This is a genomic window from Pseudomonas sichuanensis (genome assembly GCF_003231305.1).
Taxonomy (GTDB): domain Bacteria; phylum Pseudomonadota; class Gammaproteobacteria; order Pseudomonadales; family Pseudomonadaceae; genus Aquipseudomonas; species Aquipseudomonas sichuanensis.
Genome location: NZ_QKVM01000029.1, coordinates 42,285 through 67,278, shown reverse-complemented (window position 1 = coordinate 67,278; position 24,994 = coordinate 42,285). Strand labels below are relative to the sequence as shown.

The window sequence follows — 24,994 nt, the reverse complement described above, 5'->3', positions numbered from 1 at the left end:
GAACGCTATGTCATTGATTGTGCTATTGCTTCTGCCCTTCGTTGGCAGTTGCCTGGCGGCTGTCCTGCCGCACAACGCACGCAACGCAGAGTCCATTCTCGCCGGGCTCGTCGCCCTGGTCGGCACCGTCCAGGTGGCGTTGCTGTACCCCCAGATCGCCGACGGCGGCGTCATTCGCGAAGAGCTGCTGTGGCTGCCCAGCCTGGGCATGAACCTGGTGCTGCGCATGGACGGCTTCGCCTGGCTGTTCAGCCTGCTGGTGCTGGGCATCGGCACCCTGGTGTCGCTGTATGCGCGCTACTACATGTCGCCCCAGGACCCGGTGCCGCGCTTCTTCGCCTTCTTCCTGGCGTTCATGGGCGCCATGCTCGGCCTGGTGATTTCCGGCAACCTGATCCAGCTGGTGTTCTTCTGGGAACTCACCAGCCTGTTCTCCTTCCTGCTGATCGGCTACTGGCACCACCGCGCCGACGCCCGCCGCGGCGCCTACATGGCGCTGATGGTCACTGGTGCCGGCGGCTTGTGCCTGCTGGTCGGGGCCCTGCTGCTCGGCCATGTGGTCGGCAGCTACGACCTGGACAAGGTCCTGGCTGCCGGCGACACCATCCGCCAGCATGCGCTGTATCCGGTGCTGCTGCCCCTGATCCTGATCGGCGCCCTGAGCAAGAGCGCGCAATTTCCCTTCCAGTTCTGGCTGCCCCACGCCATGGCGGCGCCCACCCCGGTCTCGGCTTACCTGCACTCGGCGACCATGGTCAAGGCCGGGGTGTTCCTGCTGGCCCGGCTGTGGCCGGTGCTGTCGGGCAGCGAGGAATGGTTCTGGATCGTCGGCGGTGCCGGCGCCGCCACCCTGTTGCTCGGCGCCTTCGCCGCGATGTTCCAGAACGACCTCAAGGGCCTGCTGGCTTACTCGACCATCAGCCACCTGGGCCTGATCACTCTGCTGCTGGGCCTGAACAGCCCGCTGGCCGCCGTGGCCGCGGTGTTCCACATTCTCAACCACGCCACCTTCAAAGCCTCGCTGTTCATGGCCGCCGGGATCATCGACCACGAAAGCGGCACCCGTGACATCCGCCGCTTGAGCGGCCTGTTCCGCCTGGTGCCGTTCACCGCCACCCTGGCCATGGTCGCCAGCGCCTCGATGGCCGGCGTGCCGTTGATGAACGGTTTCCTGTCCAAGGAAATGTTCTTCGCCGAGACCGTGTTCATCAACTCCACCGCCTGGGTCGAGGCTGCCCTGCCGGTGATCGCCACCCTGGCCGGTACCTTCAGCGTGGCCTATGCGCTGCGCTTCACCGTCGACGTGTTCTTCGGCCCGCCGGCCCAGGACTTGCCGCACACGCCCCACGAGCCACCGCGCTGGATGCGTGCACCGGTCGAGTTGCTGGTGCTCACCTGCCTGGTGGTCGGCATCTTCCCGGCGCAATCGGTCGGCCCGCTGCTGGCCGCCGCCGCCCTGCCGGTGGTCGGTGGCACCCTGCCGGAATACAGCCTGGCCGTCTGGCACGGCTGGAACGCACCGCTGATGATGAGCCTGATCGCCATGTGCGGCGGCATCCTGCTTTACCTGCTGCTGCGCAAGCAGTTACAACGCGGCCGCTTCGCCAACCCACCGCTGATCGGGCGCGTCAACGGCAAGCGCCTGTTCGAGCAGGGCCTGGTACACCTGATGTTGCTGGCCCGGCACATCGAGCGGTTGCTGACCACCCGCCGCCTGCAGACACAACTGTTCATGCTGGTGCTGGCTGCCTTCATCGCCGGCCTCATGCCATTGCTGTACAACGGCCTGAGCTGGGGCGACCGGCCGAAAATCCCCGGCTCGGGGGTGTTCGTCGCGCTGTGGCTGATCGCCATCGCCTGCGCCATCGGCGCCGCCTACCAAGCCAAGTACCACCGCCTCGCGGCGCTGATCATGGTCAGCGTCTGCGGCCTGATGACCTGCATCACCTTCGTCTGGTTCTCCGCCCCCGACCTTGCACTCACGCAACTGGCGGTCGAAGTGGTGACCACTGTCCTGCTGCTGCTCGGCCTGCGCTGGCTGCCCCGGCGTATCGAAGGCGTATCGCCGCTGCCTGGCAGCCAGGACCGTGCACGCCTGCGTCGCCTGCGCGACCTGGTGCTGGCGGTGCTGGTCGGTGGCGGCATGGCGCTGTTGTCGTACGCCATGCTCACCCGCCCCACGCCCAACGACATCTCCTCGTTCTACCTCAGCCGGGCCCTGCCGCAAGGCGGTGGCACCAATGTGGTCAACGTGATGCTGGTGGACTTCCGCGGCTTCGACACCCTCGGCGAGATCACCGTGCTGGTGGCCGTGGCACTCACCGTATTCGCCCTGCTGCGCCGCTTCCGCCCGCCCAAGGAGAGCATGCAGCTGCCTGCCCAGCAGCGCCAGCTGGCGCCGGACGTGGTCACCGACCTGGTCAACCCGCGCCACGCCACCGACACCGCGCTGGGCTTCATGATGGTGCCGGCCGCCCTGGTGCGTCTGCTGCTGCCGATCGCCCTGCTGGTGTCGATGTACCTGTTCATGCGTGGCCACAACCAGCCGGGCGGCGGCTTTGTCGCCGGCCTGGTCATGTCCGTGGCGTTCATCCTGCAGTACATGGTCGCCGGCACCCAGTGGGTCGAGGCGCAGATGAGCCTGCGGCCGCTGCGCTGGATGGGCACCGGCCTGCTGTGCGCCACCCTCACCGGGGCTGGCGCCATCGGCCTGGGCTACCCGTTCCTGACCACCCATACCGCCCACCTGCACCTGCCGCTGCTGGGTGACGTGCACGTGGCCAGCGCGCTGTTCTTCGACATCGGCGTATTCACCGTGGTAGTCGGCTCGACCCTGCTCATCCTCACCGCGCTGGCGCACCAGTCGGTGCGTGCCTATCGCCCGGGCAACCCCGGCAAAACCAGCCAAGCAGGAGCCGCCTGATGGAAGAAGTCATTGCAGTCGCCATCGGCGTGCTGGCCGCCTCGGGAGTGTGGTTGATCCTGCGCCCGCGTACCTACCAGGTGATCATGGGCCTGTGCCTGCTGTCCTACGGGGTCAACCTGTTCATCTTCAGCATGGGCAGCCTGTTCATCGGCAAAGAGCCGATCATCAAGGACGGCGTCACCCAGGACCTGCTGCACTACACCGACCCGCTGCCCCAGGCGCTGGTGCTCACCGCCATCGTCATCAGCTTCGCCATGACCGCACTGTTTCTCGTGGTACTGCTGGCCTCGCGCGGCCTGACCGGCACCGACCATGTGGACGGCCGGGAGCGTGACGAATGAGTGGGATGAACCAACTGATCATCGCGCCGATCCTGCTGCCGCTGGTGACCGCGGCGCTGATGTTGCTGATCGGCGAAAAGCACCGCTGGCTGAAGGCGCGGCTGAACCTGCTGTCGACCTTCACCGGCCTTGCCATCGCCGTCACCCTGCTAATGTGGGTGCGCACCCAGGGCCAGGCCGAGTCCATCGGCGTGTACCTGCCGGGCAACTGGCCGGCGCCGTTCGGCATCGCCCTGGTGGTGGACCACCTGTCGGCGCTGCTGCTGGTATTGACCGGTATCGTCGGCAGCTGCGCGCTGTTGTTCGCACGAGCCCGCTGGGACAGCGCCGGGGCCAGCTTCCACGCCCTGTTCCAGATCCAGCTGATGGGCCTGTACGGCGCCTTCCTCACCGCCGACCTGTTCAACCTGTTCGTGTTCTTCGAGGTGCTGCTGGCGGCCTCCTACGGCCTGTTGCTGCATGGTTCGGGCCGCGCGCGGGTCAAGGCCGGGCTGCACTACATCGCCATCAACCTGTTCGCCTCGTCGCTGTTCCTGGTCGGCGCCGCCATGCTCTATGGCGTGACCGGCACGCTGAACATGGCCGACCTGGCGCTGAAGGTGCCGCTGGTGCCGGAAGCTGACCGCGGCCTGCTGCATGCGGGCGCTGCAATTCTCGCCATGGCCTTCCTGGCCAAGGCCGGGATCTGGCCGTTGAACTTCTGGCTGGTACCGGCCTATTCCTCGGCCAGCGCACCCGTGGCGGCGCTGTTCGCGATCATGACCAAGGTCGGGCTGTATGCCGTGCTGCGCCTGTGGAGCCTGCTGTTCTCCGGGCAGGCCGGCGCCTCGGCGAACTTCGGCGGCGAGTGGCTGGTGTATGGCGGCCTGGCGACGCTGGCAGTCGCCGCAGCGTCCATCCTTGCCGCCCAGCGCCTGGAGCGGCTGGCGGCGCTGAGCATCCTGGTGTCGGCCGGCACACTGATGGCCGCCATCGGTTTCGGCCAGCCGATACTGACCGGCGCCGCACTGTTCTACCTGGCCAGCTCCACTCTGGCGTTGTGCGCGCTGTTCCTGCTGGCCGAGCTGGTGGAACGTTCGCGCTCGGCCAATGAAGTACCGCTGGATGAAGAAGAGGATGCGATGCCGTCGCCGCTGGAATCGCTGCACCCGCCCAAAGGCATCAACCTGGACGATGAGCAGAAGGCGGTGATCGGCCAGATCATCCCTTGGACCATGGCATTCCTTGGTCTGAGCTTCATCGCCTGCGCACTGTTGATCATCGGCATGCCGCCATTGTCGGGGTTCATCGGCAAGCTCAGCCTGATCAGCGCACTGTTCAACCCGCTGGGGTTGGGTATCGCGCCGCAGCAGCCATTGGGCGCGGCCGGCTGGACGCTGGTCACCCTGTTGATTCTGTCCGGCATGGCTTCGCTGATCGCCTTTGGCCGGGTCGGCATCCAGCGTTTCTGGAAGCCTGAGGAGCGCCAGTCACCCGTGCTGCGTCGTTATGAAGGCCTGCCGATCGTCATTCTGCTGGGGCTGTGCATCTTCCTCAGCCTCAAGGCCGAACCCCTGCTGCGCTACACCCAGGACACCGCGGCCAGCCTGCAGGCGCCCGACGCCTACATCCAGGCCGTCATGGCCACCCGGCCAGTGCCTGGCCCGACCACCCTGAATGCGCAGGTGCAGCCATGAACCGCCTGTTCCCCGCGCCGCTGCTGTCGCTTTCGCTGTTCGTCCTGTGGCTGCTGCTGAACCTGTCGATCAGCCCGGGCAACCTGCTGCTGGGCGCAGCGCTGGGCATCCTCGCGCCGATCCTGATGGCGCCCCTGCGCCCGCAGCATGCCCACATTCGCCGGCCGCTGGTGGTCGCCCGGCTGATCGGCCGGGTGGGTATCGATGTGATCGTCTCCAACCTGCTGGTGGCCCGTGGCGTGCTGCGTGCCGGCAGCACCCCGCCACGCTCGGCCTTCGTCCACATCCCGCTGGCGCTGCGCGATGCCCATGGCCTGGCGGCGCTGTCGATGATCACCACGGTGGTGCCGGGCACGGTCTGGTCGGAACTGGCCCTGGACCGCAGCGTGCTGCTGCTGCACGTGTTCGACCTGGACGACGAAGCGGCGTTCATCGAGCACTTCAAGCACACCTACGAACGCCCGCTGATGGAGATTTTCGAATGAGCGGCCTGCTTGCCAACGCAGTCCTCGCCAGCCTGTTCATCTTTGCCTTGGCCATGGGCCTGGCACTGATCCGGCTGTTCCGCGGCCCCTCCGCCCAGGATCGGGTGCTGGCGCTGGACTACCTGTACATCCTGGCCATGCTGATGATGTTGGTGCTGGGCATCCGCTACGCCAGCGATACCTACTTCGAAGGCGCCCTGCTGATCGCCCTGTTCGGCTTCGTCGGCTCGTTCGCCCTGGCCAAATTCCTGCTGCGAGGCGAGGTGATCGAATGAGCGAAACCCTGGTATTGCCGTTCTGGCTGGAGCTGACGGTTTCGGCGCTGCTACTTGTCGGCAGCCTGTTCGCCCTGATCGGCGCGATCGGCCTGGTGCGGCTGAAAGATTACTTCCAGCGCATGCACCCGCCCGCGCTGGCCTCGACCATCGGCGCCTGGTGCGTGGCACTGGCGTCGATCCTGTACTTCTCGCAACTCAAGCAGAGCCCGGTGCTGCATGCCTGGCTGATCCCGATTCTGCTGTCGATCACCGTGCCGGTCACCACCTTGCTGCTGGCCCGGGCGGCGCTGTTTCGCAAGCGCACCTCGGGCGAGGATGTACCGGAGGAGGTCAGCAGCGGGCGCGACCGGGGCAACTGAAACTGTCGCGGGCTCAGCCGCCGGCCAGGCGCTGCAGCTCACGCCGCACCATCGCCGCATAGGGCGGTGGGCTGAGCTGGTAGAGCTCGCCGGCTACCCAGGCCAGCCAGGCGCCCTGCAGCGCTTCACGGCGCGCCAGCAATTGCTCGGCCTGGGCAATGGCCTGGGCTTGGTGACGGCGGTGGAAGTCGGCACGCGAGCCCGGCGCCGCCAGGTCACTCATTCGCTGGCCTTGAAGGTGGTCAGCTCGCCCTTGCGCCATTTGGCGACCTTGCCGGTCACTGCCTTGAGCAGCTTGCCCAGGCCTTCCTGTACCTGTTGTTCTGCGGCGAACACCAACATCACCCCCTGCCCCTCGCGAAACACGATGCCCTCGCCCTCGGGCACGCGGACAAAGGCATAGTCGCCTTGCCCGTAGACATTCAACTTGATCTCGCGAAAACGCAGCTCCAGCTTTCCGCCTTCACGGCTGGGCAGCACCGCCGCGCGGAAGTGGTCGCCCACTTTCAGCTCCAGGCGCTGTTTGTCGTCGACCACCATGGCACCCTCGGGGTCGATCTCGGCCATGTACAGGCCTTCAGGGTTTTGCTCGGTAACGTAGATGAACCGCCCGTTGAACAACTTGACCAGCTGGGCGCGCAGATCGCCCAGGGCAAACAACGCATGGGTATCCAGAGTACTGACTGCCAATGAAGAGCTCCTCACATCAATTACTACAGGCCATCACCCGGCCGCGGTGTCGCGCCAGGTGCCAGCCTTTTCAAGTCAACGTCCACAGGACTTCGCAACCACGCCATGGAATATCCACGCGAGACGGGCCGAGCGATAACCAGGAAATGCTTCACTCAACTATCGTTCGGGCGCGCGGGATAAGCTTTGGCGTGATTCCTTAATGGGAACCGTAATGTCTGACATCAAAACTGCCAGAACAGATGCGACAGCCAGCGACAGGCCCCTCAAAGAAACAGGCCTGGCCTTCGGTCGCGCATTACAGGAGAACGAATATGCCCGAAAACACTGAAATCCGTCGAGAGGCGCAACACATTTCCTTCAACTTCACCCCTGCAAACCAAGCGCGCTTCATCGTCGTGCCTGCTGGTGTCGCATTCTTCCATATCACCGAAAGCACCACAGGCAGGGTCAGGGGCTTTCGCCAACGCCACCAGGACGCCTGCGAACTGGCCCGCCGCCTGGAAGGATGACGTCCTCAGGCCACCTCGCTGCGCGCCAACTGCGCCAACCAGGCGGCCCGGCACTCCAGCGCTTCGCCACGGCTGGCAAAGGCGGTGCCACGCCGTTCGCCATTGACCAGCACCACCCAGCACGCCCGCTTGCCCAACGCCTGCAAAGAGGCTGGAACACCTGTGCCGATCATCACTGCCACATCGACTTGGCTATTCATCATTCCCTCCGGAATTTAATTAGCAACCTAACGATATAGCCATGATACGTGCTGCACGCTGCGGGAAAAAGCCCCTGCAGGTAGAGCTGTGTTGCACCTGAGGCAACAAATCGGCTCAATCAAGCCCGGGTTCGGGGCGGTAGCCCAGGCGCAGGCCACCCCAGTGGCGCCCCTTGACGTAGATCGGCACCGACAGGTCATGCATCAACTCACCGGTATCGCGGGTGTAGGTCTGCAGCAATACCCGCTGCTGATGGCTGCCGCAGCGAATGCCGGTGCGGTCGTCGAAGGTACGCTTGCTGCGGTTATGCGCCGTGTCCTGTACCGGGTCGCCGGTCAGTGGCCGATTGAAGGCGTTGTTGTGGGTCGGCACATAGCCCTGCTGGGTACAGGCAATGGCATAGACCAATCCCTCATGCTGCAGCAGCGGTTCCTGGATTTGCGGCAACACCGTGTCGGTGTAGTGGTCGAAGCGCGTGCTGAAACGTGGCGGCTGCATGCCGGCAATCGGCCGGTACTGGCGGTCGAACAAATCCTCCAGCGCCACCCGCCCCTGCTCGATATCGGCCTCGAAACGTTCGGCAATATGCCGTGCCCCACCTTGCGCCAGCTCGAACACCCGTTGGTGATAGGCGTCCAGCCCAACCTCGGCCAGGCGCTCGCTGAGGTGCTCGACCTGCCCTTCCATCTGCACCGCGGCCTGGGCCAGGCGCCGTGTTTGCTGGTCGCTCACCGCCAGGTCGCTGCGCACCTGCGCCACCGCCTGGAACAGGGTGTCGAGCTGGGTACGATTGGTCTGGGTGCCCGCGGCAATTGCGCCGACCTGCCCTTCGACGCTGGCGGCCAGACAGGCGATCTGCGCCAGTTGCCCGCCGGTCTGCTCCACCTGCGCCACACCATTGCCCAGGTCATCGGCCAACGCGCGAATCTGCGTGACCACTTGGGCGGTGCGCTCCTGGATATCGGCCACCATCTGCCCCACTTCCTGCGTGGCGGTGGCGGTACGCCCGGCCAGGCCGCGCACTTCATCGGCGACCACGGCGAAACCGCGGCCGTGCTCACCCGCCCGCGCCGCCTCGATGGCGGCGTTGAGCGCCAACAGGTTGGTCTGGCTGGCGATGGCCTGGATCACCAGGGTCACCCGGGCAATGTCCTCGCTGCGCAGGTGCAGCGCCTCGATCAGCTCACGGCTGGCGGTGGCCCGCTGGCTCAGGTCGTGCATGCACTGGATCGACTCGGCCAACACCGCACTGCCGGCGACACTGCTGCCATGGGCCGAACGTGCGGCTTCCAGGGCCTGGTGGCTGAGTTGGGCACTGGCCTGTTCGGTGGCAATCATGATCTCGGCGCTGCCGACGATCTCCTCGGCGGCGCCCAGCTGCGACTGCACCCGCGCAGCCAGTTGCTGCACCGAGTAAGCCACCGCCGCGGCCGACAGCGCGTTGTGGCTGGTGCCCCGGGCCAGTTGCGCAATCAGGTCATTGTCCTGCGCAGCCGCCTCCACCTGCGTCGTTACCGGTGCGCGCCGCAGATGAGGTAACCACAGCACCAGCAGGGCCGACGGCAGGGCCAGGTACAGCGCCAGCCCGGCGTAAGCCTGGGCCATCAGCAGCGCGCACAGTACGCCACCCTGCAGCAGGGCGATGGCAACAGCCAGCCGAGTTCCTTCTCGCATCATCTTCGTGGTCCGTCCGCGTGTCGTTATTGTGACGCCATTAAACGCCACCATAACGCCACTATCCATAGTCCCTTGGATGTATGACGCTCACGCTTGATGCAAGGCAAGAAAACACAAAGGCCCCAGGGATCGCTCCGTGGGGCCTTGCGCAGTGCGCCGAGTGTCAGATCTGCCGCTGGTGGCGGTCGAGCTGCTCGTGACGCTCCTGGGCTTCGATGCAGTACTTGGTGGTCGGGCTGATCAGCAGGCGCTTGAGGCCGATTGGCTCGCCGCTGTCGTCGCACCAGCCGAAGCTGTCGTCACCGATACGGTCCAGGGCCATCTCCAGCTGCGGCAGCAGGCGCTGATCGCGGTCGATGGCGTTGACCAGCCAAGTGCGCTCCTCCTCGACCGAGGCCACGTCAGCCGGATCCGACGGGGTATCCAGGCCTTCGATGGCAGTGCGGTTGAGTTCGATGCGCTCGTGCGTCTCGACTTTCATCGCTTGCAGCAGCTTGGTAAAGAACACCAGTTGGTCGGCATTCATGTAGTCATCGGCCGACATGGCCAGCAACTGTTCCTTGGTCATCGATTTCTCTATGAAAAAATGTGCATTTGGGCGATTCGAGTGCCGCCGATGATGGCTCATCGGCAGCGGAATTCTTCAAGCGCCAACCGGCACTCTTTTACAGGGGGCGGAAGTCTAAGGTGCCAAGCGGCAAGGGGCAACAGAAATGACGGCGGATTTGACCGAAACAGCGAGGAATCCGCCCATTGGTGCCGCGTTAGCCCTCGCCGACGCGCCTGCCAAGCGCCAGCGGGCAATATGCCGCAACACATCGCCCCACCGCCAGGCCCTCCTGCAGGCGCAGGTGGCAGTTAGCTAACACCGACGATTGCGCGCAGTGCCGTTTGATGACGTCTTACATCAACGGAGCCTTACCATGGACCTGCATCAACGCTTCATCGCCCTCAGTGACCTGGACTGCACGGTTGCCCGGCGCTTCCAGGATCGTCCCGTGCTGACCGAGGTGGCGGCCCGACTGCTGGCCGAGCAGTGGCGACAACGCCGCCTAGACGACACGCACGATCCGCTGAGCCTCCACCTGATCAGTCGCCCCCCACGCGGTGCCCGCGCCTGGATACGCCCACTCTCGACACTGTTGATCGAGCGCTTCTGTCGCCGCGCCACCCTCAACCTCACCGAGGGCGAGGACTTCATCAGCACTCACGCCGAAGACAACCCGGGCTGGGCCGTGGACCTCGACCTGCACGCGGTCGAATTGCTGATCAACGACTGCGGCCCGCTCATGCTCGATCGTTATCAGGAAGAATTGCTGGCCTACTGGAGCCGGTTCGACATCACCGGCCAGACCCCTTGGCAGTGGTACACCGAACATCTTCGCCAACAGTTCATCAACGCACTGGATATAGGTACGCAGGAGAGTCGCCTGCGACCACAGATGATCGACCTCGCCAAGCGCCTGCTGGTGACGCCCGAAACGGCAGGTACGCAAACCGCCTCGCCCTCGGTCAGCCACCTGTCCAGCGACCTGTCCGCCAGCGGCAAGATCGACCGCGACCTGGGCAGCGCCTTGCTGATAGAGCACAACAGCGATGCTGCAGGCACGCCGGTCACGCTGCTGTTCACCCTGGTCGGCAAGCTGCTGGTCTTTCCATCCCGCCAGGTAATGGTCGATATCCTCGAGCGCCTGTGGCCGGCCACGCCCACCCCGGTCCCCCATGTCCTGCACATCCTGCCGCTGACCGAGGAGCCATTCGCGGCACAGGCCCTGGGCTTGCTGCGCCAGCAACTCGACGTGGCGCGGACCGTCGCGGGCAATTATCACGCCCAAGGCCTGGCGCTGGCCCTGGGCCGGGACCTGGACCGTCTGACATCGATGGTGGAGCTGTGCAACCGCACCGAGCGCACACAGCGCCAGCGCCTGAGCGAACAACTTCCCGACTGGCTGCGAAACGCCCCCTACACCGCCCAGGCACTCTATGCCCGCAGGCTGGTGGACGTCGCACAGAGCTACGAAGATGCCGATGGCCAGTTCTGGCTCGACGGCATCGTCAGCGCAGAAGCGTTCGCCAATCGGCAACTTCGGGCCAGGCTGGCCGTCGACCATCCTGGCGAAGCCCTGGCGCCGGAAGAGGTGCTGGTTCTGAATCACCAGGTCACCACCTCCAGCGCCGCCGTCGGGGACACGGCGTTCACCAGTGGCGAGATCCACACCGTGACATTCAGCCTCGCCGAGTTGGCCATCGGCAACCTCGCGCTGCTCAAGCCCGGCAAGGTGGAGCTGGCCTCATCCACTGGCCAGCCGCTGCCCGCATGGTTGAACGAACACTATGTGAAGACCCTGGTCAGCGAGCTCGATATCGGCGCCTCCTACCCACGCCTGCTACGCGCAAAACTGCTCGATGACACAGCACAGCGGCACGCACGCGAACAGCTGCTTGACGCCCAACTGCGCAGCCAACTGCCCGCGCTGGCCATGGAGCTGCACCTGCGCGGCGAGGGCATCAGCGAAGCCAGCGCGCTGAGCATCGCGCAGATTTTCACCCGTATTCCTGACGATCGAACGCACTGGGTGATGCGTCCGTTGGGGCTGCTCAGGCGAGCGGATGCCGAACCCGATCATCCGCTCAACACCTGGCTGATCGAAGCGGCCAGCCCCACAAACGGCGTCTGCCTGCTGTATCGCCCGCAGCACGAACAGCCCTTGCTGGAATACGACGACCGCCTGGCCCTGCTGGTCGCCATCGGCACACCCGGCGCGCTGCAGGAAGATCTGCTGCAGCGCCTGCCTGCGCCGGACCGCAAGGTCTACGCCCACGGCGGATTTCAGGAGCCCCACCTGTTCTACCCGCTGGACGACAGCTTCGCCGTCCCCTTCGGCACACCCGCCCCGGTGACGCTCAGCACCGAGCCAGCTGTCGATGACATCGGCAAGGCCATCTACCAGGCCAGCATCGAGGAAACGATCCAGCACTTCCAGGCACACGCCGTGACCACCCACGAAGCCACCTGGAGAAGCCGAATCACGTTCGGCTGGCTGCTGTTCAACAGCGTGCTCCCGTTCGCCGGACGCCTGGCTGGCAGGCTTGCCTGGCTGGCCCAGATGGAGATCGCCCTGGCTCAGGTCATCGATACCGACGACAGCCTCTCGCCGACCGAACACCGCATCGCCTGGGTCAACTTGTTGCTCAACCTTGCCTTGTTGCTGCTGTCGGGTTCGCCGGCACAGCTGCAACTGGAGGAAGGCGAAGAGAACCAGGTTCCGCCGCCACCGTTGCCATCCCCCCAGGCCCCAGCCCTCGCGCAGGTGGAAACCACGGTCCCTGTCAGCGTGCTCGACTACAGTTGGGCGCAGCCGGCCGGCAAGCTCAGCCAGGCGCAACGTCGGGCACTCAATGCCCTGTCTTCCCGTACGCTGGCGCAAAGCCTTGGCGAGCCTATTCCCCACGGGGCCTTGGCCGGACTGCACCTGCTTGACGAGCACTTCTACGTACTGCTCGATGGCAAGGCCTATCGCGTACTGCTGGACGAACCCGGCGGCCAGCCCAGGATCGTCGGTGATTCGCCGGAGCAGCTCCCTGGCCCCTGGCTGCGACGTGACGAAGCTGGTCGATGGGGCATCGACCTGCGCCTGCGCCTGCTGGGCGGCATGCCCACGACCTCGCGCATTGCCAGGCTGCGCGAAGCGAACAGACAGGCATTGATCGAACTCGACCGCACCCTTGCGCACGATGTCGAGCAAGGGCTGGAACAGCTGCGGCGCATGCGCATCGACGCGTCGAGCTTCGCAGACGACGTGCCCGAGGCCGACCTGCGCAAGCACCTGCACACCTGCCAGACCGCTTCGCTGCACTGGAAGGCCCATCTGGAGCGCCTCAACCAGCGCAACGCGCTGGAGGTACGCGACGGCTTCAAACTGGAACGTGCCAACGCCCTCACCCAACGCGCCTTCAGCGAGCAGATGATCAACGCCACGCTGCATCAGTTGATTGCACCCAAGCGCGCGCAGCTCATGCGTTTCATCGGTCAGAACGAAACCCGCATGAGCCCTGCGGATCTGCTCATCTACAGCCGACGCCTGGCCGAAATCTCGCCCCTGCTCGACGAGCTGGTGATCAACGCCGATGCGATGCACGACATTCATGCCCAGTTGAAGAAGCTGACCAACCGTGGCCAGGACCGCATCCAGGCAATGTTCGACAGCCTCGAGCGCGGATGGCCCAGCGCCGAGAGCCCGATCACCTGCCGCTACATGCGCCTGGAAAACCACTTCAACCGGCTGTTCGCCTTCCACCCGCTCAAAACCAGCGAGCCCAGGAACGGCGGATTCTGGCTCAAGCTGGCCAACGACAACATCAGCCTGGTCATTGCCCAGCGGCGACAATTGGCGGCGCTGTCCAAGCCGAGCGACGAACTGGCCAAACGCCTGCTCAAAAGCGCCAATGAGTGGCTTGCCCAGGCCGACCGGCAACTGGGCAACTTCAAGACACTGTCGACGGACAGGGCGTCGACGGCCTTGCTGGCCCCTATCGAACAGGACCTGGCGTACATCCAGGCGACGGTCAGCAGCGAACTGGCCGAGTACCCGGACTACCCACCCACCACGACACTCTCACGCTTGCGCGAGCAAGCACCCGGGCTGATCGAAACCGAGGAACACGGGGTGCTGCTGGGGGTACCGCGTGCGGGCGATGAGACGACCGTCGACATCGAGGCGCCGGGGCCGGAGGGCCGCAAACGCACCTACCGGCAGGACCACGGCGACTGGGTCGAAGTCCTGCCAGCCCCCGTTGCACGACCGAAAGCCAATGACAGCCTGAAGCGCCTGCTCAAAGGCAGCCAGGCACTCATGGACAACGCCCGGGCAACCCTCAATCGCCTGCAGGGCAGCCCCAGCGAGCGCTACCTGCCCGTGGAGATCCACGACGAACTCATGCTGCATGGGCAACGGTTGACAGAACGTGTCGATGCCATCGAACGAAGGCTGACCGCCGACAACGCCACTGACGAGGTCAGCGGCGGCCAGGATGCAGCACGGGTCGGCAAAACGCTGAATGACCTGGCCATGGTCCTGCAGAGCCAGGCCAAGGCCTTGCGCATCCGGGCCGCCTTGAGCCAGAAGCCGCGCATGGGTGAGCTGCAGTACCTCATCGACAATCATGAAGTGACCGTGCATGCCCTGGGGGCTCGCACACGCCTGGCGAAGGTCAAGGGGCGGCCCGCCGACTACCTGGACGAATACGTCATCCGCCATCAGGGCCGCGACCTGTGGTACGCGCACTTCCACTATCCCGCGCAGGAAACAGCCAAACCCCAGTTCCTCGCCGGCCACCTGAAAACAGCCGAACAACGCCATTTCAAGGGCCAGATGGTCATGGACGTCGCCACGGGTCGGCCGGTCGAGGTCTACCGCTCACCCATCACGCTGGCCGCAGCGAGCCGATTCTTCTTCAGCCTCTGATGCAACGGGCGCCGGCTGCGGCGCCCGTTCCCGTCCTCAGCGATCCTTGAACTGCGCCTCGCGCTTGGCGATGAACGCCGCCATGCCTTCCTTCTGGTCCTCGGTGGCGAACGCCGCATGGAACACCCGGCGCTCGAAACGCACGCCCTCGCTCAGGGTCACTTCGAAGGCGCGGTTGACGCTCTCCTTGACCATCATGCTGACCGGGATCGACTTGCTGGCAATGGTCGCGGCCACCTTCAGCGCCTCTTCCAGCAACTCGGCCTGCGGCACGATGCGCGCCACCAGGCCTGCACGTTCGGCTTCCTCGGCCCCCATCAGGCGGCCGGTCAGGCACAGTTCCATGGCCTTGGCCTTGCCCACCGCGCGGGTCAGGCGCTGGGTGCCGCCCATGCCCGGCAGCACGCCCAGATTCACTTCTGGCTGGCCGAACTTGGCGTTGTCGGCGGCCAGGATGAAATCACACATCATCGCCAGCTCGCAGCCGCCGCCCAGGGCGAAGCCGGACACTGCGGCGATGATCGGCTTGCGCCGATTGGCGACGCGGTCGGCGTCGCTGAACAGGTCTTCGACGTAGATCTGCGGGTACTTCAGATCGGCCATTTCCTTGATGTCGGCGCCGGCGGCGAAGGCCTTGGCGGAGCCTGTGAGCACCACGCAGCCGATGTTCGGGTCACGCTCGAGCTGGTCAAGGGCCTGGTTGATCTCGCCGACGATCTGCGCGTTCAGGGCGTTGAGCGCCTGCGGGCGGTTGAGGGTGATCAGGCCGACCTTGCCGTGGATGTCCAACAGGATGGTTTCGAATGCCATGCAGACTGCTCCTTCAAAGATTGCGCGCAATGACCATGCGCTGAATGTCGCTGGTGCCTTCGTAGATCTGGCAGACCCGCACATCGCGGTAGATGCGCTCCAGCGGGAAGTCGCTCAGATAGCCATAACCACCGAGTGTCTGCAAGGCATCCGAACAGACCTTTTCGGCCATTTCCGAGGCGAAAAGCTTGGCCATCGAGGCTTCCACCAGCGCCGGGCGCCCGGCATCGCGCAGGGCAGCGGCATGCAGCACCATCTGCCGGGCCACGGCAATCCTGGTTGCCATGTCGGCCAGGCGGAAGGCCACGGCCTGGTGTTCGATCAGCGGCTTGCCGAAGCTCTGGCGTTCGTTGGCATAGTCGCGGGCCACCTCGAAGGCGGCGCGGGCCATGCCCACCGCCTGCGAGGCGATGCCGATGCGCCCGCCTTCGAGGTTGGCCAGGGCGATCTTGTAGCCCTGCCCTTCTTCGCCCAGGCGGTTGGCCAGCGGCACCCGCACATTGTCGAAGACGATCTGGCAGGTATCGGAGGCGTGCTGGCCGAGTTTGTCCTCGACCCGCGCCACCTGGTAGCCGGGCGCGTCGGTCGGCACGATGAAGGCGCTGATGCCCCGTTTGCCGGCATCAGGGTCGGTGACGGCGAAGACGATCACCACCCCGGCGTTCTGCCCGGAGGTGATGAACTGCTTGCTGCCGTTGAGCACGTAGTGGTCACCATCCAGGCGCGCGCGAGCCTTCAGGCTGCTGGCGTCGGAGCCGGCCTGGGGTTCGGTCAGGGCGAACGCGCCAAGCATCGCACCCGTGGCCAGCGGCGTGAGGAACTGCTGCTTTTGCGCTTCACTGCCGAACTTGAGGATCGGCACGCAGCCCACCGAGTTGTGCACGCTCATGATGGTCGAGCAGGCACCGTCACCCGCGGCGATTTCTTCCAGGGCCATGGCGTAGGCCACATAGCCCGTGTCGCTACCACCGTACTGCTCCGGCACCAGCATGCCGAACAGGCCAAGTTCGGCCATTTCCTCGATGGCCTCCTTGGGGAAGCGGTGCTCTTTGTCCCATTGCTCGGCGAACGGCTTCAACCGCTCCTGGGCGAAAGCACGCACGGCGTCGGCGATCTGTTGTTGCTCGTCAGTTACCAACATGGCTCACCTCAGTACAGGCATTCGACGGCCATGGCCGTGGCCTCGCCACCGCCGATGCAGATGGCCGCCACGCCACGGCGCAGGTTGTTCTGGCGCAAAGCCGACAGCAGGGTCACCAGGATACGCGCGCCCGAGGCGCCGATCGGGTGGCCCAGGGCGCAGGCACCGCCATGGATGTTGACCTTGTCGTGGGGCAGGTCGAGGTGCTTCATCGCGGCCAGGGTGACCACGGCGAAGGCCTCGTTGATCTCGAACAGGTCGACCTCTGCCAGGTCCCAGCCGGTGCGTTTCAGCAGCTTGTCGATGGCGCCGATGGGGGCGGTGGGGAACAGCGCCGGGGTGTCGGCGAAAGCCGCGTGACCGTGGATCAGCGCCAGCGGCTTGAGGCCGCGTTTCTCGGCCTCCGAGCGACGCATCAGCACCAGTGCCGCGGCGCCGTCGGAGATCGAGCTTGAGTTGGCCGCGGTCACGGTGCCGCCTTCGCGGAAGGCCGGCTTGAGCTGCGGGATCTTGTCCAGGCGCGCTTTGGGTGGCTGTTCGTCATCCTTGATAACGCGCTTTTCCCTACCCTCGGTGACTTCCACCGGAACGATTTCGGCAGCGAAGCGGCCGTTCTTGATGGCGTCCTGCGCCCGGGTCAGCGAGGCGATGGCGAAGTTGTCCTGGGCCTCACGGCTGAATGCGCCGTTCTGCGCGCAGTCCTCGGCGAAGGTGCCCATCAGCCGGCCCTTGTCGTAGGCGTCTTCCAGCCCGTCCATGAACATGTGGTCGATGATCTTGCCGTGGCCCATGCGGTAGCCGCCACGGGCCTTGTCCAGCAGGTAGGGTGCATTGGTCATGCTCTCCATGCCACCGGCGACGATCACCTCGGCGCTGCCGGCCAGCAGTTGGTCATGGGCCAGGATCGCCGCCTGCATGCCCGAACCGCACATCTTGTTCAGGGTGGTGCAAGTGGTGTGCTTGCCCAGGCCGGCGCCCAGGGCGGCTTGGCGTGCCGGGGCCTGGCCAAGCCCGGCGGGCAGCACGCAGCCGAACAACACCTCCTGGACGCTGGCGGCATCGATGCCGGCGCGCTCCACGGCGGCGCGGATCGCCGCGCTGCCCAACTGCGGCGCGGTCAGGCTCTTGAGGTCGCCCTGCAGGCCGCCCATGGGCGTGCGCACGGCGCTGACGATAACGATGGGGTCATTGGCGAGGGTCATGTTCATTGCTCCTTATTTGGCAGCCATGCGCAGCGCGCCGTCGAGGCGGATCACCTCGCCGTTGAGCATGCTGTTCTCGATGATGTGGCGGGCGAGCGCGGCGTATTCCTGCGGGCGGCCCAGGCGCGGTGGGAATGGCACCCCGGCAGCCAGGGACGCGCGCACTTCCTCGGTCATGCCGGCCATCATCGGGGTTTCGAAGATGCCCGGGGCGATGGTCATCACGCGGATGCCGAAGCGCGCCAGTTCACGGGCAGCCGGCAGGGTCAGGCTGGCGATCGCGCCCTTGGAGGCGGCATAGGCGGCCTGGCCGATCTGACCGTCGTAGGCGGCAATGGAGGCGGTGTTGATGACCACCCCACGCTCACCGCCCTCGTCGGCCTGGCCCTCGGCCATGGCCGCGGCAGCCAGGCGCAGCAGGTTGAAGCTGCCGATCAGGTTGACGTTGATGACCTTGGCGAAGCTGCCCAGGGCGTGCGGGCCGTTCTTGCCCAGCACTTTCTCGGCACCGACGATACCCGCGCAGTTGACCAGCCCGTGCAGGCTGCCGAAGGCGCTGACGGCAGCATCCACCGCTGCCTTGGCGGCCTGCTCGTCGCTGATGTCGGCCACCGCGAAGCGGGCATTGTCACCCAGCTCACGGGCCTTGGCCTCGACGGCGACGGCGTTCAGGTCGACCAGCATGACCTTGGCGCCGGCTTCGATGAGCATGTGCGCGGTGGCGGCGCCCAGGCCCGAGGCCGCGCCGCTGACAATGAAGTGCTTGTTCTGGATATGCATGTCGGGTTTCCTTCAGGCGCCCGCAGCGATCGGCTGCACGGCTTGTTGTTTGGCGATTTCCTGGTTGCGCAGGATGAAGCGTTGCAGCTTGCCGCTCGGGGTCTTGGGCAGCTCGCCGACGAATTCGATTTCACGCGGATAGGCGTGGGCGTACAGACGCTGGCGCACGTGCTGACGCAGGGATTCCTCAAGCTCGGGGCTGCCCGCGTACCCCTTGGCCAGCACCACGAACGCCTTGATCAGCTCGGTGCGCTCCGGGTCTGGCTTGCCGATCACTGCTGCCTCGATCACCGCCGGGTGTTCGATCAGCGCGCTCTCCACGTCGAACGGGCCGACCCGGTAACCGGAGGTGGTGATCACATCGTCGCTGCGGCCGACAAAACTGATGCTGCCGTCCTGGTTGAGCTCGACGGTGTCGCCGGACAGGTAGTACTTGCCGACGAACGCCTTGGTCGGCAAACCGTGATAGCCGGCGAACCAGCACAGCGGCGACTGCTCGCGATCCACCGCCAGGATGCCCGGCTGGCCGGCGGGCAGCTCAAAGCCCTGCTCGTCCACCACCACAATGCGGTGGCCGGGGATGGCGAAGCCGGCCGAACCCAGGTGCACCGGATGCTCCAGCGCATGGTGGTTGCACAGCACCATGCCCAGTTCGGTCTGGCCGTAATGGTCGTGAATGGTCACGCCCAGCTCGTCGGCGAACCAGCGAATCACTTCCGGATTGAGCGGCTCGCCAGCGCTGCTGACCACTCGCAGGCGGCCCTTGATCGGGTCGGCGAACGCCTCGCCCGCCGCAATCAGCAGGCGGTACGCGGTGGGCGAGCCGGCGAGGTTGGTGATCCCCAGCTTGTCGATGACCCGCGCACAGCTTTCGACGTTGAACGGCCCATCGTAGAAGGTGGTGGCATGGCCGAGCGACAGCGGGCCAGTGACCGCGTAATACAGGCCATAGGCCCAGCCCGGGTCGGCCAGGTTCCAGAAGTTGTCCTCCGTGCGCAAGCCGATGGCGTCGCGCATGTAGCCCTGGAAGGCGACGATGGCACGCAGCGGTACTTCCAGGGGTTTGGCCGGCCCGGTGGTACCGGAGGTGAACATCAGCAGGAAGGGATCGTCGCCGGTACGCATCACAGGCTCACAATGTGCATCGGCCGCTTCGAGCGCCTGCTGGAAGTCCAGCTCGCCCAGTGCCGCGCCCACGGTGATGACGGTCGGGCAACCGACAACGTCATCGAGCTTGGCTCGGTTATTGCGATCGGTGACCACCAGCCGGGCTTGCGACTGCTCCAGGCGGTGCTCGATGGCCTTGGGGCCGAAGGCGGTGAACAACGGCTGGTACACCGCGCCCAGGCGCCAGGTGGCCAGTATCGTCACCAGCAGTTCGGGCGTGCGCGGCATCAGGCCGGCAACCCGGTCCCCCGCCACCACACCTTGCGCACCGAGCACGTTGGCGAAGCGCGCGGCGAGCGCCTGCAACTGTTCGAAACTGTAGCGGGCACCGTTGCCGTCGCGGTCCTCCCAGACCAGCGCAGGCTTGTCCTCGCCCACATGCCGGTCACAGCATTCGACGCAGGCGTTGAGGGCTTCGAGGTTGCCGTGCAAGGCCGCAGCAGCGGCCTGGGCGTAGTTGAACGAACGGGCGGCCTCGGCGTAATCGCGCATCGTCAGACTCCTGGCTTCTTATTGTTGGAGTGCACCATTGGTCTGACGATGTTCGCGCCGCTCACCCACCCCGGCAATGGCCAAAGGCGTCAATCTGGATGACCGGTTTGGCCGCTGCGCAAGGCAGGCGAGCCAGGGGCGATCAAACCATCATCAGCGCTCGCCGGGCGCCGCCCTGGCCAAGGCCTCCTGGGTCAAGCGCAGGTACCAGGACTGCTCGGCCTCCAGCAGCGCCTGACGCAAGGTGTCAGCCTGCGCAAGGTATTCACCCTCGTTGACTTCACCCGCCATCCGCCGCTCATCCAGCCGCTCCAGGTCAACGAAGAAGGGCTCCTGGACCTCATCCAGGCTGGTCGCATGCTGCTGTTTCAGGTACGCCTGCCAGAAATCGCGCTGACTGATGAAGCGTGCCAGTCCTTCACTATCCGCCTCAGCGGCACGCACGCTGCGCTCGGCATCCGCGAGTTGCTCGTCGTTGACGTGAGCCATGGCCCTGAATTGCATGGTCCTGGGTTGGCGCGGCAATGACAGGCGCTCGGCAAGACCGATTCGGTATGCCAGGTCCACTTCGACCTCATCGACGCTTTCGTCCGGGTACTGCCTGCGCAAGGCACGTTCCACCCGTGGCAGGTCGGCACGGGCATACGCCTGGACCTGTTCCAGGCGGAACAGCCGCCGCGCCATCTCCAGGCGCCTGCCCTCAGCTTGCCCGGCGTCTGCGTCACGCAACATCTGCGCCACCTGGACACGCACCTCCAGAGCGCTGAAGCAGCCGATCACACTGTCCACGCAGGTACGTCCCGCACCCGCCCAGTTGAACAACTCCTCGCGCAGCGTGCTCTGCCCGGACGCGGCCTCGATCATGTCCCACAAGCGGCTGCCCAGGTCTTCGCGGGCTTCACGATAGTCACTGGTGCCGGTGAGTTCGGCGAACAACTGGAACAGCGCTTCACTCTCGGGCTCGGCGGCCAGCGAGTCCCATTGCTGCTGGCGCCGCTCACGCAGCGCTTCATCCTCGCCGCCCACCCAGATCTGCCGAGCCTGCTCCACGGTGACCTCCTGCGTGCCGCCGGCGGCACCCTCGCTGACCGCTTCAAGCACGCTGCTGCTTGGCTGCATCAGCCGGGCATGGGCGCTGGCGGGCAAGGGGTTGCCAGCCAGCAGCAAGGCTTGGCGGAAGCTGTACGGTGTCTGGAAAACGATCGGTTGCAGCGTGGCGATCTGGTTGTCACGCAGATCCGCCAGTTCCAGATAGCTGGACCACAGCAGGTTCGCAGGCAAGCGCTGCAGCCGACAGTTTCGCGCATGCAACTCTCGCAGGCGACGCAGCGCGTCCAGTGGCAGGTCGGCAGCCCCCAGCGGATTGTCGCTCACATCCAGCAGCCGCAACTGCCCGAGGGTCTGCATCACAGCCGAAGACTGCTCGTCCAGACGAATGCGATTGTTGTTCAGCCTAAGCTCATACAGGCGGGTCATCAAACCCAGTCCGTTTGGCAACTGGGTCAGCCGGTTGTTGCTCAGGTTGCACCAGCGGGTATTGGGGAAACACTGCAAGAAGCGTTCAGGCAATGACTGAAGCGCCAGATCGACCAGCACCAGCTCGGTAACGTGGGGGAAGCTCACCCCCACCGGTATGTCGGGCAAGCCATGGGCGGCCACCCCGACCAGGCTCAGGCGCATGCCGGAACCGGTGCCCTGGGTGTCGACCAACCGCTCTGCGCGCCACTGCCACGCACGGCCGATCGCCTGGGCGACTCGCTGGCGCGCCGTTCGATGTTCGGCCTGTTCGCTCATCCACGCCTGCAGGCTCTCATGCAGATCGCGGTACTGCTGCTCGTGGCGCAGCAGCCGACTGAACGCCACCGGATGCGATTGCCGGTAATCCGCCATCCAGGCTTCCAGTTCGGCCTCTTCGATGCCCGGGTACAGCGCGCGCACCCGCGCGCGGAATGTGCTTTCCATTGCCAGCGTGGGGTTACCACGCCCATCGAGTGGGTAGCCCACGCGCCCATCGGGCATGCGCCTGCCAGGGTTGAACCAGGGTCGACCGGGTGAAATGCCAACGGATTGCGCTATGTCTCGACGCGACGACGGCAAGGATTGTTGCAGCATCCGGCGCACCTTGGCCGGGGCGTCATCTCCGGCCCAGCCCAGGCGCTGCCGATCGCTCGGCGCCAGCATGGCCAGCAGCACCTGCTCCCAGCCCCTGGGCTCGTCTACCTCGACGTCCGAGGCGCGGCCTTCGTTGTACAACCGGTAGCGCCCCTCATTGCGCACCAGGGTGGTCAACAGCCCAGGCTGTCCTTGAGGGAAGATGAGCCCCAGGCGGCGCCCACTGTCGCTGCCCTGACGTATCTCCAGGTTGATGCTTTGCGGCCATGCAGCCTGGCGCGAAAGCAGCGAAAGCACCAGGGCGCAGGTCTCGTCGCAGTGGCTGTCTTGCAGATACAACCCTTCCAGCGCGCGGGTCAGCTTGGCTTCGCGCAACAGCTCACGGGCTTTTTCGGTCAGTGCCAGCGGCACTCGCCACGCCTCGGTCATGCGCTGGCGCTGAGCTGTCGTGGCTTCGCGCAGCACGGCGGCAGCATAGGCGTCGGGCAACCCTGGAAAGTCACGCTGGACCAGGCCCAGCAACGCGTCTGGGTTTACGTAGCGGGCCGCAAAGTGCTCGAGCAGCCTGCCACGCAGGGCTCGGGCGTGCAGCAGTATCGCAGCGCGCTGCTCGACCTCCTGCAGCCCCGCGATCTCGGGCTGACGCAAGCACCACGCGAAGTACTCGCCGGATCCGGACATCACCTCGCCCCTGCCCAGTGCCGTGAAAAAGGTTTCGATGGCGTCACTCACCTCGAACCGTTCAACCGTGTCGCGCAAGGTGATGGGCAACGGACGGTTTTCCACCAGCAATCCACGCAGCCCGTCCTCGTCGATGCCGGCGACCTTGAGGATCTGCGCGACCCGCGCAGGCGACCAGGCCTGCGCCCCTGGCCACAGCGCCCCCAGCATGCGCCCGCTGCCGCTCCACGCCTGAGGCTCATCATGAGCAAGACGCCAGGCACGTTCGCCGTTGCTGACCAGCTCGGGGCCATAGGCAGCGTCATTGCCAGGGTGACGCAGGGACCAGTTGGCAGCGGGGCGGGCCTGGTGAACCTCATAGTAGTCATCTGCATTTCGCCACCAATGGCGTTGCCCATCGCCGTACAGGCCAAGCTCGGTAAGTGTGGCACTGCCTGGCAGACCCGCAGTGCGGTAGGGCTGCAGATCGTCCGACCACAACCGCTCCTTGCCCGGCATGACCGTGACCGGCTTCAGACCGTCGACGAACGCGCTGCCGACGAAGCGTCGCGCCGCAACGGCGCCGCCTGCCACCAGGGTGTTGCCGACCACCGTCTGCGCTACGTTGAGAAGGTGCTCCAAGGCTTCGTGATCACGCCCCTTGCTCCAGTCGGCAACCCCTTCATACACCTGCGACAGCGTTTCCTGGAGCATCTTCGCCAGTAGCAGCTCCCCCACCCCCGGCACGAAGAATGCTGCCAGATTGAGCAGCGTCAGGCCCACCTCTTCCAGCTCTTCGCGTCGGCGCCTGGACGCCGCGGCATCGACCTGCTGAGTGGGCACCACCAGCAAGCACGCATCCTGCAGGATCCGCTCGACCTGTCGCTGGGCCAGGACAGTGAAGACATCGACGCGGCTCACCTTGCCTCGAGGTTGCATGTCAGGGGTGCTGTCCTGCACTCGGGTGCGTAGCGTCGTGATGAATCGCGCCCGCTGGCCAAGCGCCACGCGCTGCAACAGATACCCCTGGAATGCCGGCTGCCCGACCAGAGCACCCAGGCCGGCATTGAGGTGCGACCAGCCGTCATATCGTTTCAAGACGGCCTGTGGTGCACCCGGCAGATAGCACACCACCCCCTTGACCCTAGTGCTCGCCAGGTCATCGCTGAGGACGAACAGCAACGCCCCATCGATCGGGCAATCCAGCAGGTCCAGTGCCTGCACGCTGATGAACGCGCTGTCCGGATGGGTGATCAATTGCCCGTCACTGGCCTTGAGCAACAGGCTCAATACGTCTTCGTCGATTTCCTGCTTCATCGCTGCAATCTGAGCGGCAACGCCCAGCCCCAGACGCCCGTCGTCGGCCATCTGTTGCCGTAAATCGGTATCGAGCCTGGCCTGCAGATGCTCCTGGTAGCGCTTGCCGACGTCCAGCGAACGACACTGCTCCACCAGCTTGTCCAGTGCTACCGGTAACGGCAGGTCCGGGCCCTCCCCCTGCAGCGCGGCACCCTGCGCAAACCCGGTGCCTGGGAAAAACGACTGGCCTTGCTCGAAGTTCTGCAGCATTCGCTGCAACGCCGGCTCTCGCAGCGTGACCCGGGTTATCGTGCCGCCTGGCATGGAAAACTCGGGGAGAAACGGCGAAGTATCACGCTGGAAACGCTGGAAAACCTCCTCCCAATGCAGTACCTCCAACGGCTGCTCGATACCCAGCCCGCGCGACAGCATCCGTTCGAACAGTGGCCGGGCGAACTCGGTCGGCGACTCGATCTGGCGCCAGGCCTCGGCAAGCCGATCCTGGGTCGCTCGGTGCGCCAGGAAGCGCGCCCGCAGGGCTTGCAACTGATCGACACTGGCGGATCTGAGCCATACGGGCAGTTGCTGTGCAATGAAGGCGTCTGTTGCGGAGGGGGTGGTCGTGCCGGACATGGTTGTCGCTTCCTGAGGGATGGAAGCGACAACCCTGCCTGCTGAGCATGCGGCGGATCAGCGGGAAACACGCCCAGTCGGGCGTTGC

Annotated in this window: 19 protein-coding genes; 8 read left to right on the top strand and 11 right to left on the bottom strand. The window is 65.5% G+C overall.

Annotated features, from left to right (window positions below; genetic code table 11):
• Positions 1-7 precede the first annotated feature (7 nt).
• Genes DM373_RS16415 through DM373_RS16390 form a run of 6 tightly spaced genes read left to right on the top strand, consistent with a single transcriptional unit; the run spans position 8 to position 6,065 of the window.
• On the top strand, positions 8-2,923 hold the full coding sequence (locus DM373_RS16415; protein ID WP_110994582.1) for a monovalent cation/H+ antiporter subunit A: 2,916 nt from the start codon (positions 8-10) through the stop codon (positions 2,921-2,923).
• Complete coding sequence (locus DM373_RS16410) at positions 2,923-3,267, top strand: Na+/H+ antiporter subunit C (protein WP_003250128.1); 345 nt, start codon at positions 2,923-2,925, stop codon at positions 3,265-3,267. The genes DM373_RS16415 and DM373_RS16410 overlap by 1 nt, the downstream gene beginning before the upstream one ends.
• On the top strand, positions 3,264-4,943 hold the full coding sequence (locus DM373_RS16405; RefSeq protein WP_110994581.1) for a monovalent cation/H+ antiporter subunit D: 1,680 nt from the start codon (positions 3,264-3,266) through the stop codon (positions 4,941-4,943). The genes DM373_RS16410 and DM373_RS16405 overlap by 4 nt, the downstream gene beginning before the upstream one ends.
• On the top strand, positions 4,940-5,428 hold the full coding sequence (locus DM373_RS16400; protein ID WP_110994580.1) for a Na+/H+ antiporter subunit E: 489 nt from the start codon (positions 4,940-4,942) through the stop codon (positions 5,426-5,428). The genes DM373_RS16405 and DM373_RS16400 overlap by 4 nt, the downstream gene beginning before the upstream one ends.
• Positions 5,425-5,703, top strand: coding sequence for a K+/H+ antiporter subunit F (locus DM373_RS16395; protein WP_110994579.1), 279 nt, complete (start codon positions 5,425-5,427; stop codon positions 5,701-5,703). The genes DM373_RS16400 and DM373_RS16395 overlap by 4 nt, the downstream gene beginning before the upstream one ends.
• Entirely contained in the window at positions 5,700-6,065 is a 366-nt protein-coding gene (locus DM373_RS16390) for a Na+/H+ antiporter subunit G (RefSeq protein WP_110994578.1), read from the top strand. The genes DM373_RS16395 and DM373_RS16390 overlap by 4 nt, the downstream gene beginning before the upstream one ends.
• A 13-nt stretch (positions 6,066-6,078) precedes the next feature.
• On the opposite strand, the gene DM373_RS16385 is transcribed toward DM373_RS16390, so the two are convergent.
• Both DM373_RS16385 and DM373_RS16380 read right to left on the bottom strand, forming a co-directional pair.
• Positions 6,079-6,288, bottom strand: coding sequence for a hypothetical protein (locus tag DM373_RS16385; protein ID WP_110994577.1), 210 nt, complete (start codon positions 6,286-6,288; stop codon positions 6,079-6,081).
• A complete protein-coding gene (locus tag DM373_RS16380) occupies positions 6,285-6,755 on the bottom strand; it encodes a hypothetical protein (RefSeq protein ID WP_110994576.1) in 471 nt (156 codons plus the stop codon). Before DM373_RS16380 ends, DM373_RS16385 begins: the two co-directional genes overlap by 4 nt.
• Positions 6,756-7,069: 314 nt before the next feature.
• Between DM373_RS16380 and DM373_RS16375 the strand changes: the two genes are divergently transcribed.
• Positions 7,070-7,267 carry a hypothetical protein gene (locus DM373_RS16375; RefSeq protein ID WP_110994575.1) on the top strand — a complete coding sequence of 66 codons (198 nt, stop codon included), beginning with the start codon at positions 7,070-7,072 and terminating at the stop codon, positions 7,265-7,267.
• A gap of 5 nt (positions 7,268-7,272) precedes the next feature.
• On the opposite strand, the gene DM373_RS16370 is transcribed toward DM373_RS16375, so the two are convergent.
• From DM373_RS16370 to DM373_RS16360, 3 genes are all read right to left on the bottom strand, one after another.
• Positions 7,273-7,467: a hypothetical protein gene (locus tag DM373_RS16370; RefSeq protein ID WP_110994574.1), complete on the bottom strand. Its 195-nt coding sequence runs from the start codon at positions 7,465-7,467 to the stop codon at positions 7,273-7,275.
• Positions 7,468-7,582: 115 nt separating this feature from the next.
• Positions 7,583-8,806 carry a methyl-accepting chemotaxis protein gene (locus tag DM373_RS16365; RefSeq protein WP_425272593.1) on the bottom strand — a complete coding sequence of 408 codons (1,224 nt, stop codon included), beginning with the start codon at positions 8,804-8,806 and terminating at the stop codon, positions 7,583-7,585.
• A 502-nt stretch (positions 8,807-9,308) separates the two neighbouring features.
• Positions 9,309-9,713, bottom strand: coding sequence for a TraR/DksA family transcriptional regulator (locus DM373_RS16360; protein ID WP_110994572.1), 405 nt, complete (start codon positions 9,711-9,713; stop codon positions 9,309-9,311).
• 355 nt (positions 9,714-10,068) lie between these two features.
• On the opposite strand from DM373_RS16360, the gene DM373_RS16350 reads away from it, so the two are divergent.
• Positions 10,069-14,610: a dermonecrotic toxin domain-containing protein gene (locus DM373_RS16350; protein ID WP_110994570.1), complete on the top strand. Its 4,542-nt coding sequence runs from the start codon at positions 10,069-10,071 to the stop codon at positions 14,608-14,610.
• A gap of 36 nt (positions 14,611-14,646) precedes the next feature.
• On the opposite strand, the gene DM373_RS16345 is transcribed toward DM373_RS16350, so the two are convergent.
• From DM373_RS16345 to DM373_RS16320, 6 genes are all read right to left on the bottom strand, one after another.
• Positions 14,647-15,420 (bottom strand): enoyl-CoA hydratase, encoded by a 774-nt coding sequence (locus DM373_RS16345; protein ID WP_110994569.1) that lies wholly within the window; start codon positions 15,418-15,420, stop codon positions 14,647-14,649.
• A gap of 13 nt (positions 15,421-15,433) precedes the next feature.
• Complete coding sequence (locus tag DM373_RS16340; protein ID WP_110994568.1) at positions 15,434-16,561, bottom strand: acyl-CoA dehydrogenase; 1,128 nt, start codon at positions 16,559-16,561, stop codon at positions 15,434-15,436.
• An 8-nt stretch (positions 16,562-16,569) separates the two neighbouring features.
• Entirely contained in the window at positions 16,570-17,763 is a 1,194-nt protein-coding gene (locus DM373_RS16335) for an acetyl-CoA C-acyltransferase (RefSeq protein ID WP_110994567.1), read from the bottom strand.
• Between the two features lie 12 nt (positions 17,764-17,775).
• Positions 17,776-18,543, bottom strand: a complete 768-nt coding sequence (locus DM373_RS16330) for an SDR family NAD(P)-dependent oxidoreductase (protein WP_110994566.1) — start codon at positions 18,541-18,543, stop codon at positions 17,776-17,778.
• Between the two features lie 12 nt (positions 18,544-18,555).
• Positions 18,556-20,202 carry an AMP-binding protein gene (locus DM373_RS16325; protein WP_110994565.1) on the bottom strand — a complete coding sequence of 549 codons (1,647 nt, stop codon included), beginning with the start codon at positions 20,200-20,202 and terminating at the stop codon, positions 18,556-18,558.
• 153 nt (positions 20,203-20,355) lie between these two features.
• Entirely contained in the window at positions 20,356-24,906 is a 4,551-nt protein-coding gene (locus tag DM373_RS16320; RefSeq protein WP_110994564.1) for an NEL-type E3 ubiquitin ligase domain-containing protein, read from the bottom strand.
• Positions 24,907-24,994 lie beyond the last annotated feature (88 nt).

Coding starts and splice junctions, on each gene's coding strand:
- DM373_RS16415 (WP_110994582.1), top strand. CDS start 8: ATGTCATTGATTGTGCTATTGCTTCTGCCCTTCGTTGGCAGTTGCCTG.
- DM373_RS16410 (WP_003250128.1), top strand. CDS start 2,923: ATGGAAGAAGTCATTGCAGTCGCCATCGGCGTGCTGGCCGCCTCGGGA.
- DM373_RS16405 (WP_110994581.1), top strand. CDS start 3,264: ATGAGTGGGATGAACCAACTGATCATCGCGCCGATCCTGCTGCCGCTG.
- DM373_RS16400 (WP_110994580.1), top strand. CDS start 4,940: ATGAACCGCCTGTTCCCCGCGCCGCTGCTGTCGCTTTCGCTGTTCGTC.
- DM373_RS16395 (WP_110994579.1), top strand. CDS start 5,425: ATGAGCGGCCTGCTTGCCAACGCAGTCCTCGCCAGCCTGTTCATCTTT.
- DM373_RS16390 (WP_110994578.1), top strand. CDS start 5,700: ATGAGCGAAACCCTGGTATTGCCGTTCTGGCTGGAGCTGACGGTTTCG.
- DM373_RS16385 (WP_110994577.1), bottom strand. CDS start 6,288: ATGAGTGACCTGGCGGCGCCGGGCTCGCGTGCCGACTTCCACCGCCGT.
- DM373_RS16375 (WP_110994575.1), top strand. CDS start 7,070: ATGCCCGAAAACACTGAAATCCGTCGAGAGGCGCAACACATTTCCTTC.
- DM373_RS16370 (WP_110994574.1), bottom strand. CDS start 7,467: ATGAATAGCCAAGTCGATGTGGCAGTGATGATCGGCACAGGTGTTCCA.
- DM373_RS16365 (WP_425272593.1), bottom strand. CDS start 8,806: ATGATTGCCACCGAACAGGCCAGTGCCCAACTCAGCCACCAGGCCCTG.
- DM373_RS16360 (WP_110994572.1), bottom strand. CDS start 9,713: ATGACCAAGGAACAGTTGCTGGCCATGTCGGCCGATGACTACATGAAT.
- DM373_RS16350 (WP_110994570.1), top strand. CDS start 10,069: ATGGACCTGCATCAACGCTTCATCGCCCTCAGTGACCTGGACTGCACG.
- DM373_RS16345 (WP_110994569.1), bottom strand. CDS start 15,420: ATGGCATTCGAAACCATCCTGTTGGACATCCACGGCAAGGTCGGCCTG.
- DM373_RS16340 (WP_110994568.1), bottom strand. CDS start 16,561: ATGTTGGTAACTGACGAGCAACAACAGATCGCCGACGCCGTGCGTGCT.
- DM373_RS16335 (WP_110994567.1), bottom strand. CDS start 17,763: ATGACCCTCGCCAATGACCCCATCGTTATCGTCAGCGCCGTGCGCACG.
- DM373_RS16330 (WP_110994566.1), bottom strand. CDS start 18,543: ATGCATATCCAGAACAAGCACTTCATTGTCAGCGGCGCGGCCTCGGGC.
- DM373_RS16325 (WP_110994565.1), bottom strand. CDS start 20,202: ATGCGCGATTACGCCGAGGCCGCCCGTTCGTTCAACTACGCCCAGGCC.
- DM373_RS16320 (WP_110994564.1), bottom strand. CDS start 24,906: ATGTCCGGCACGACCACCCCCTCCGCAACAGACGCCTTCATTGCACAG.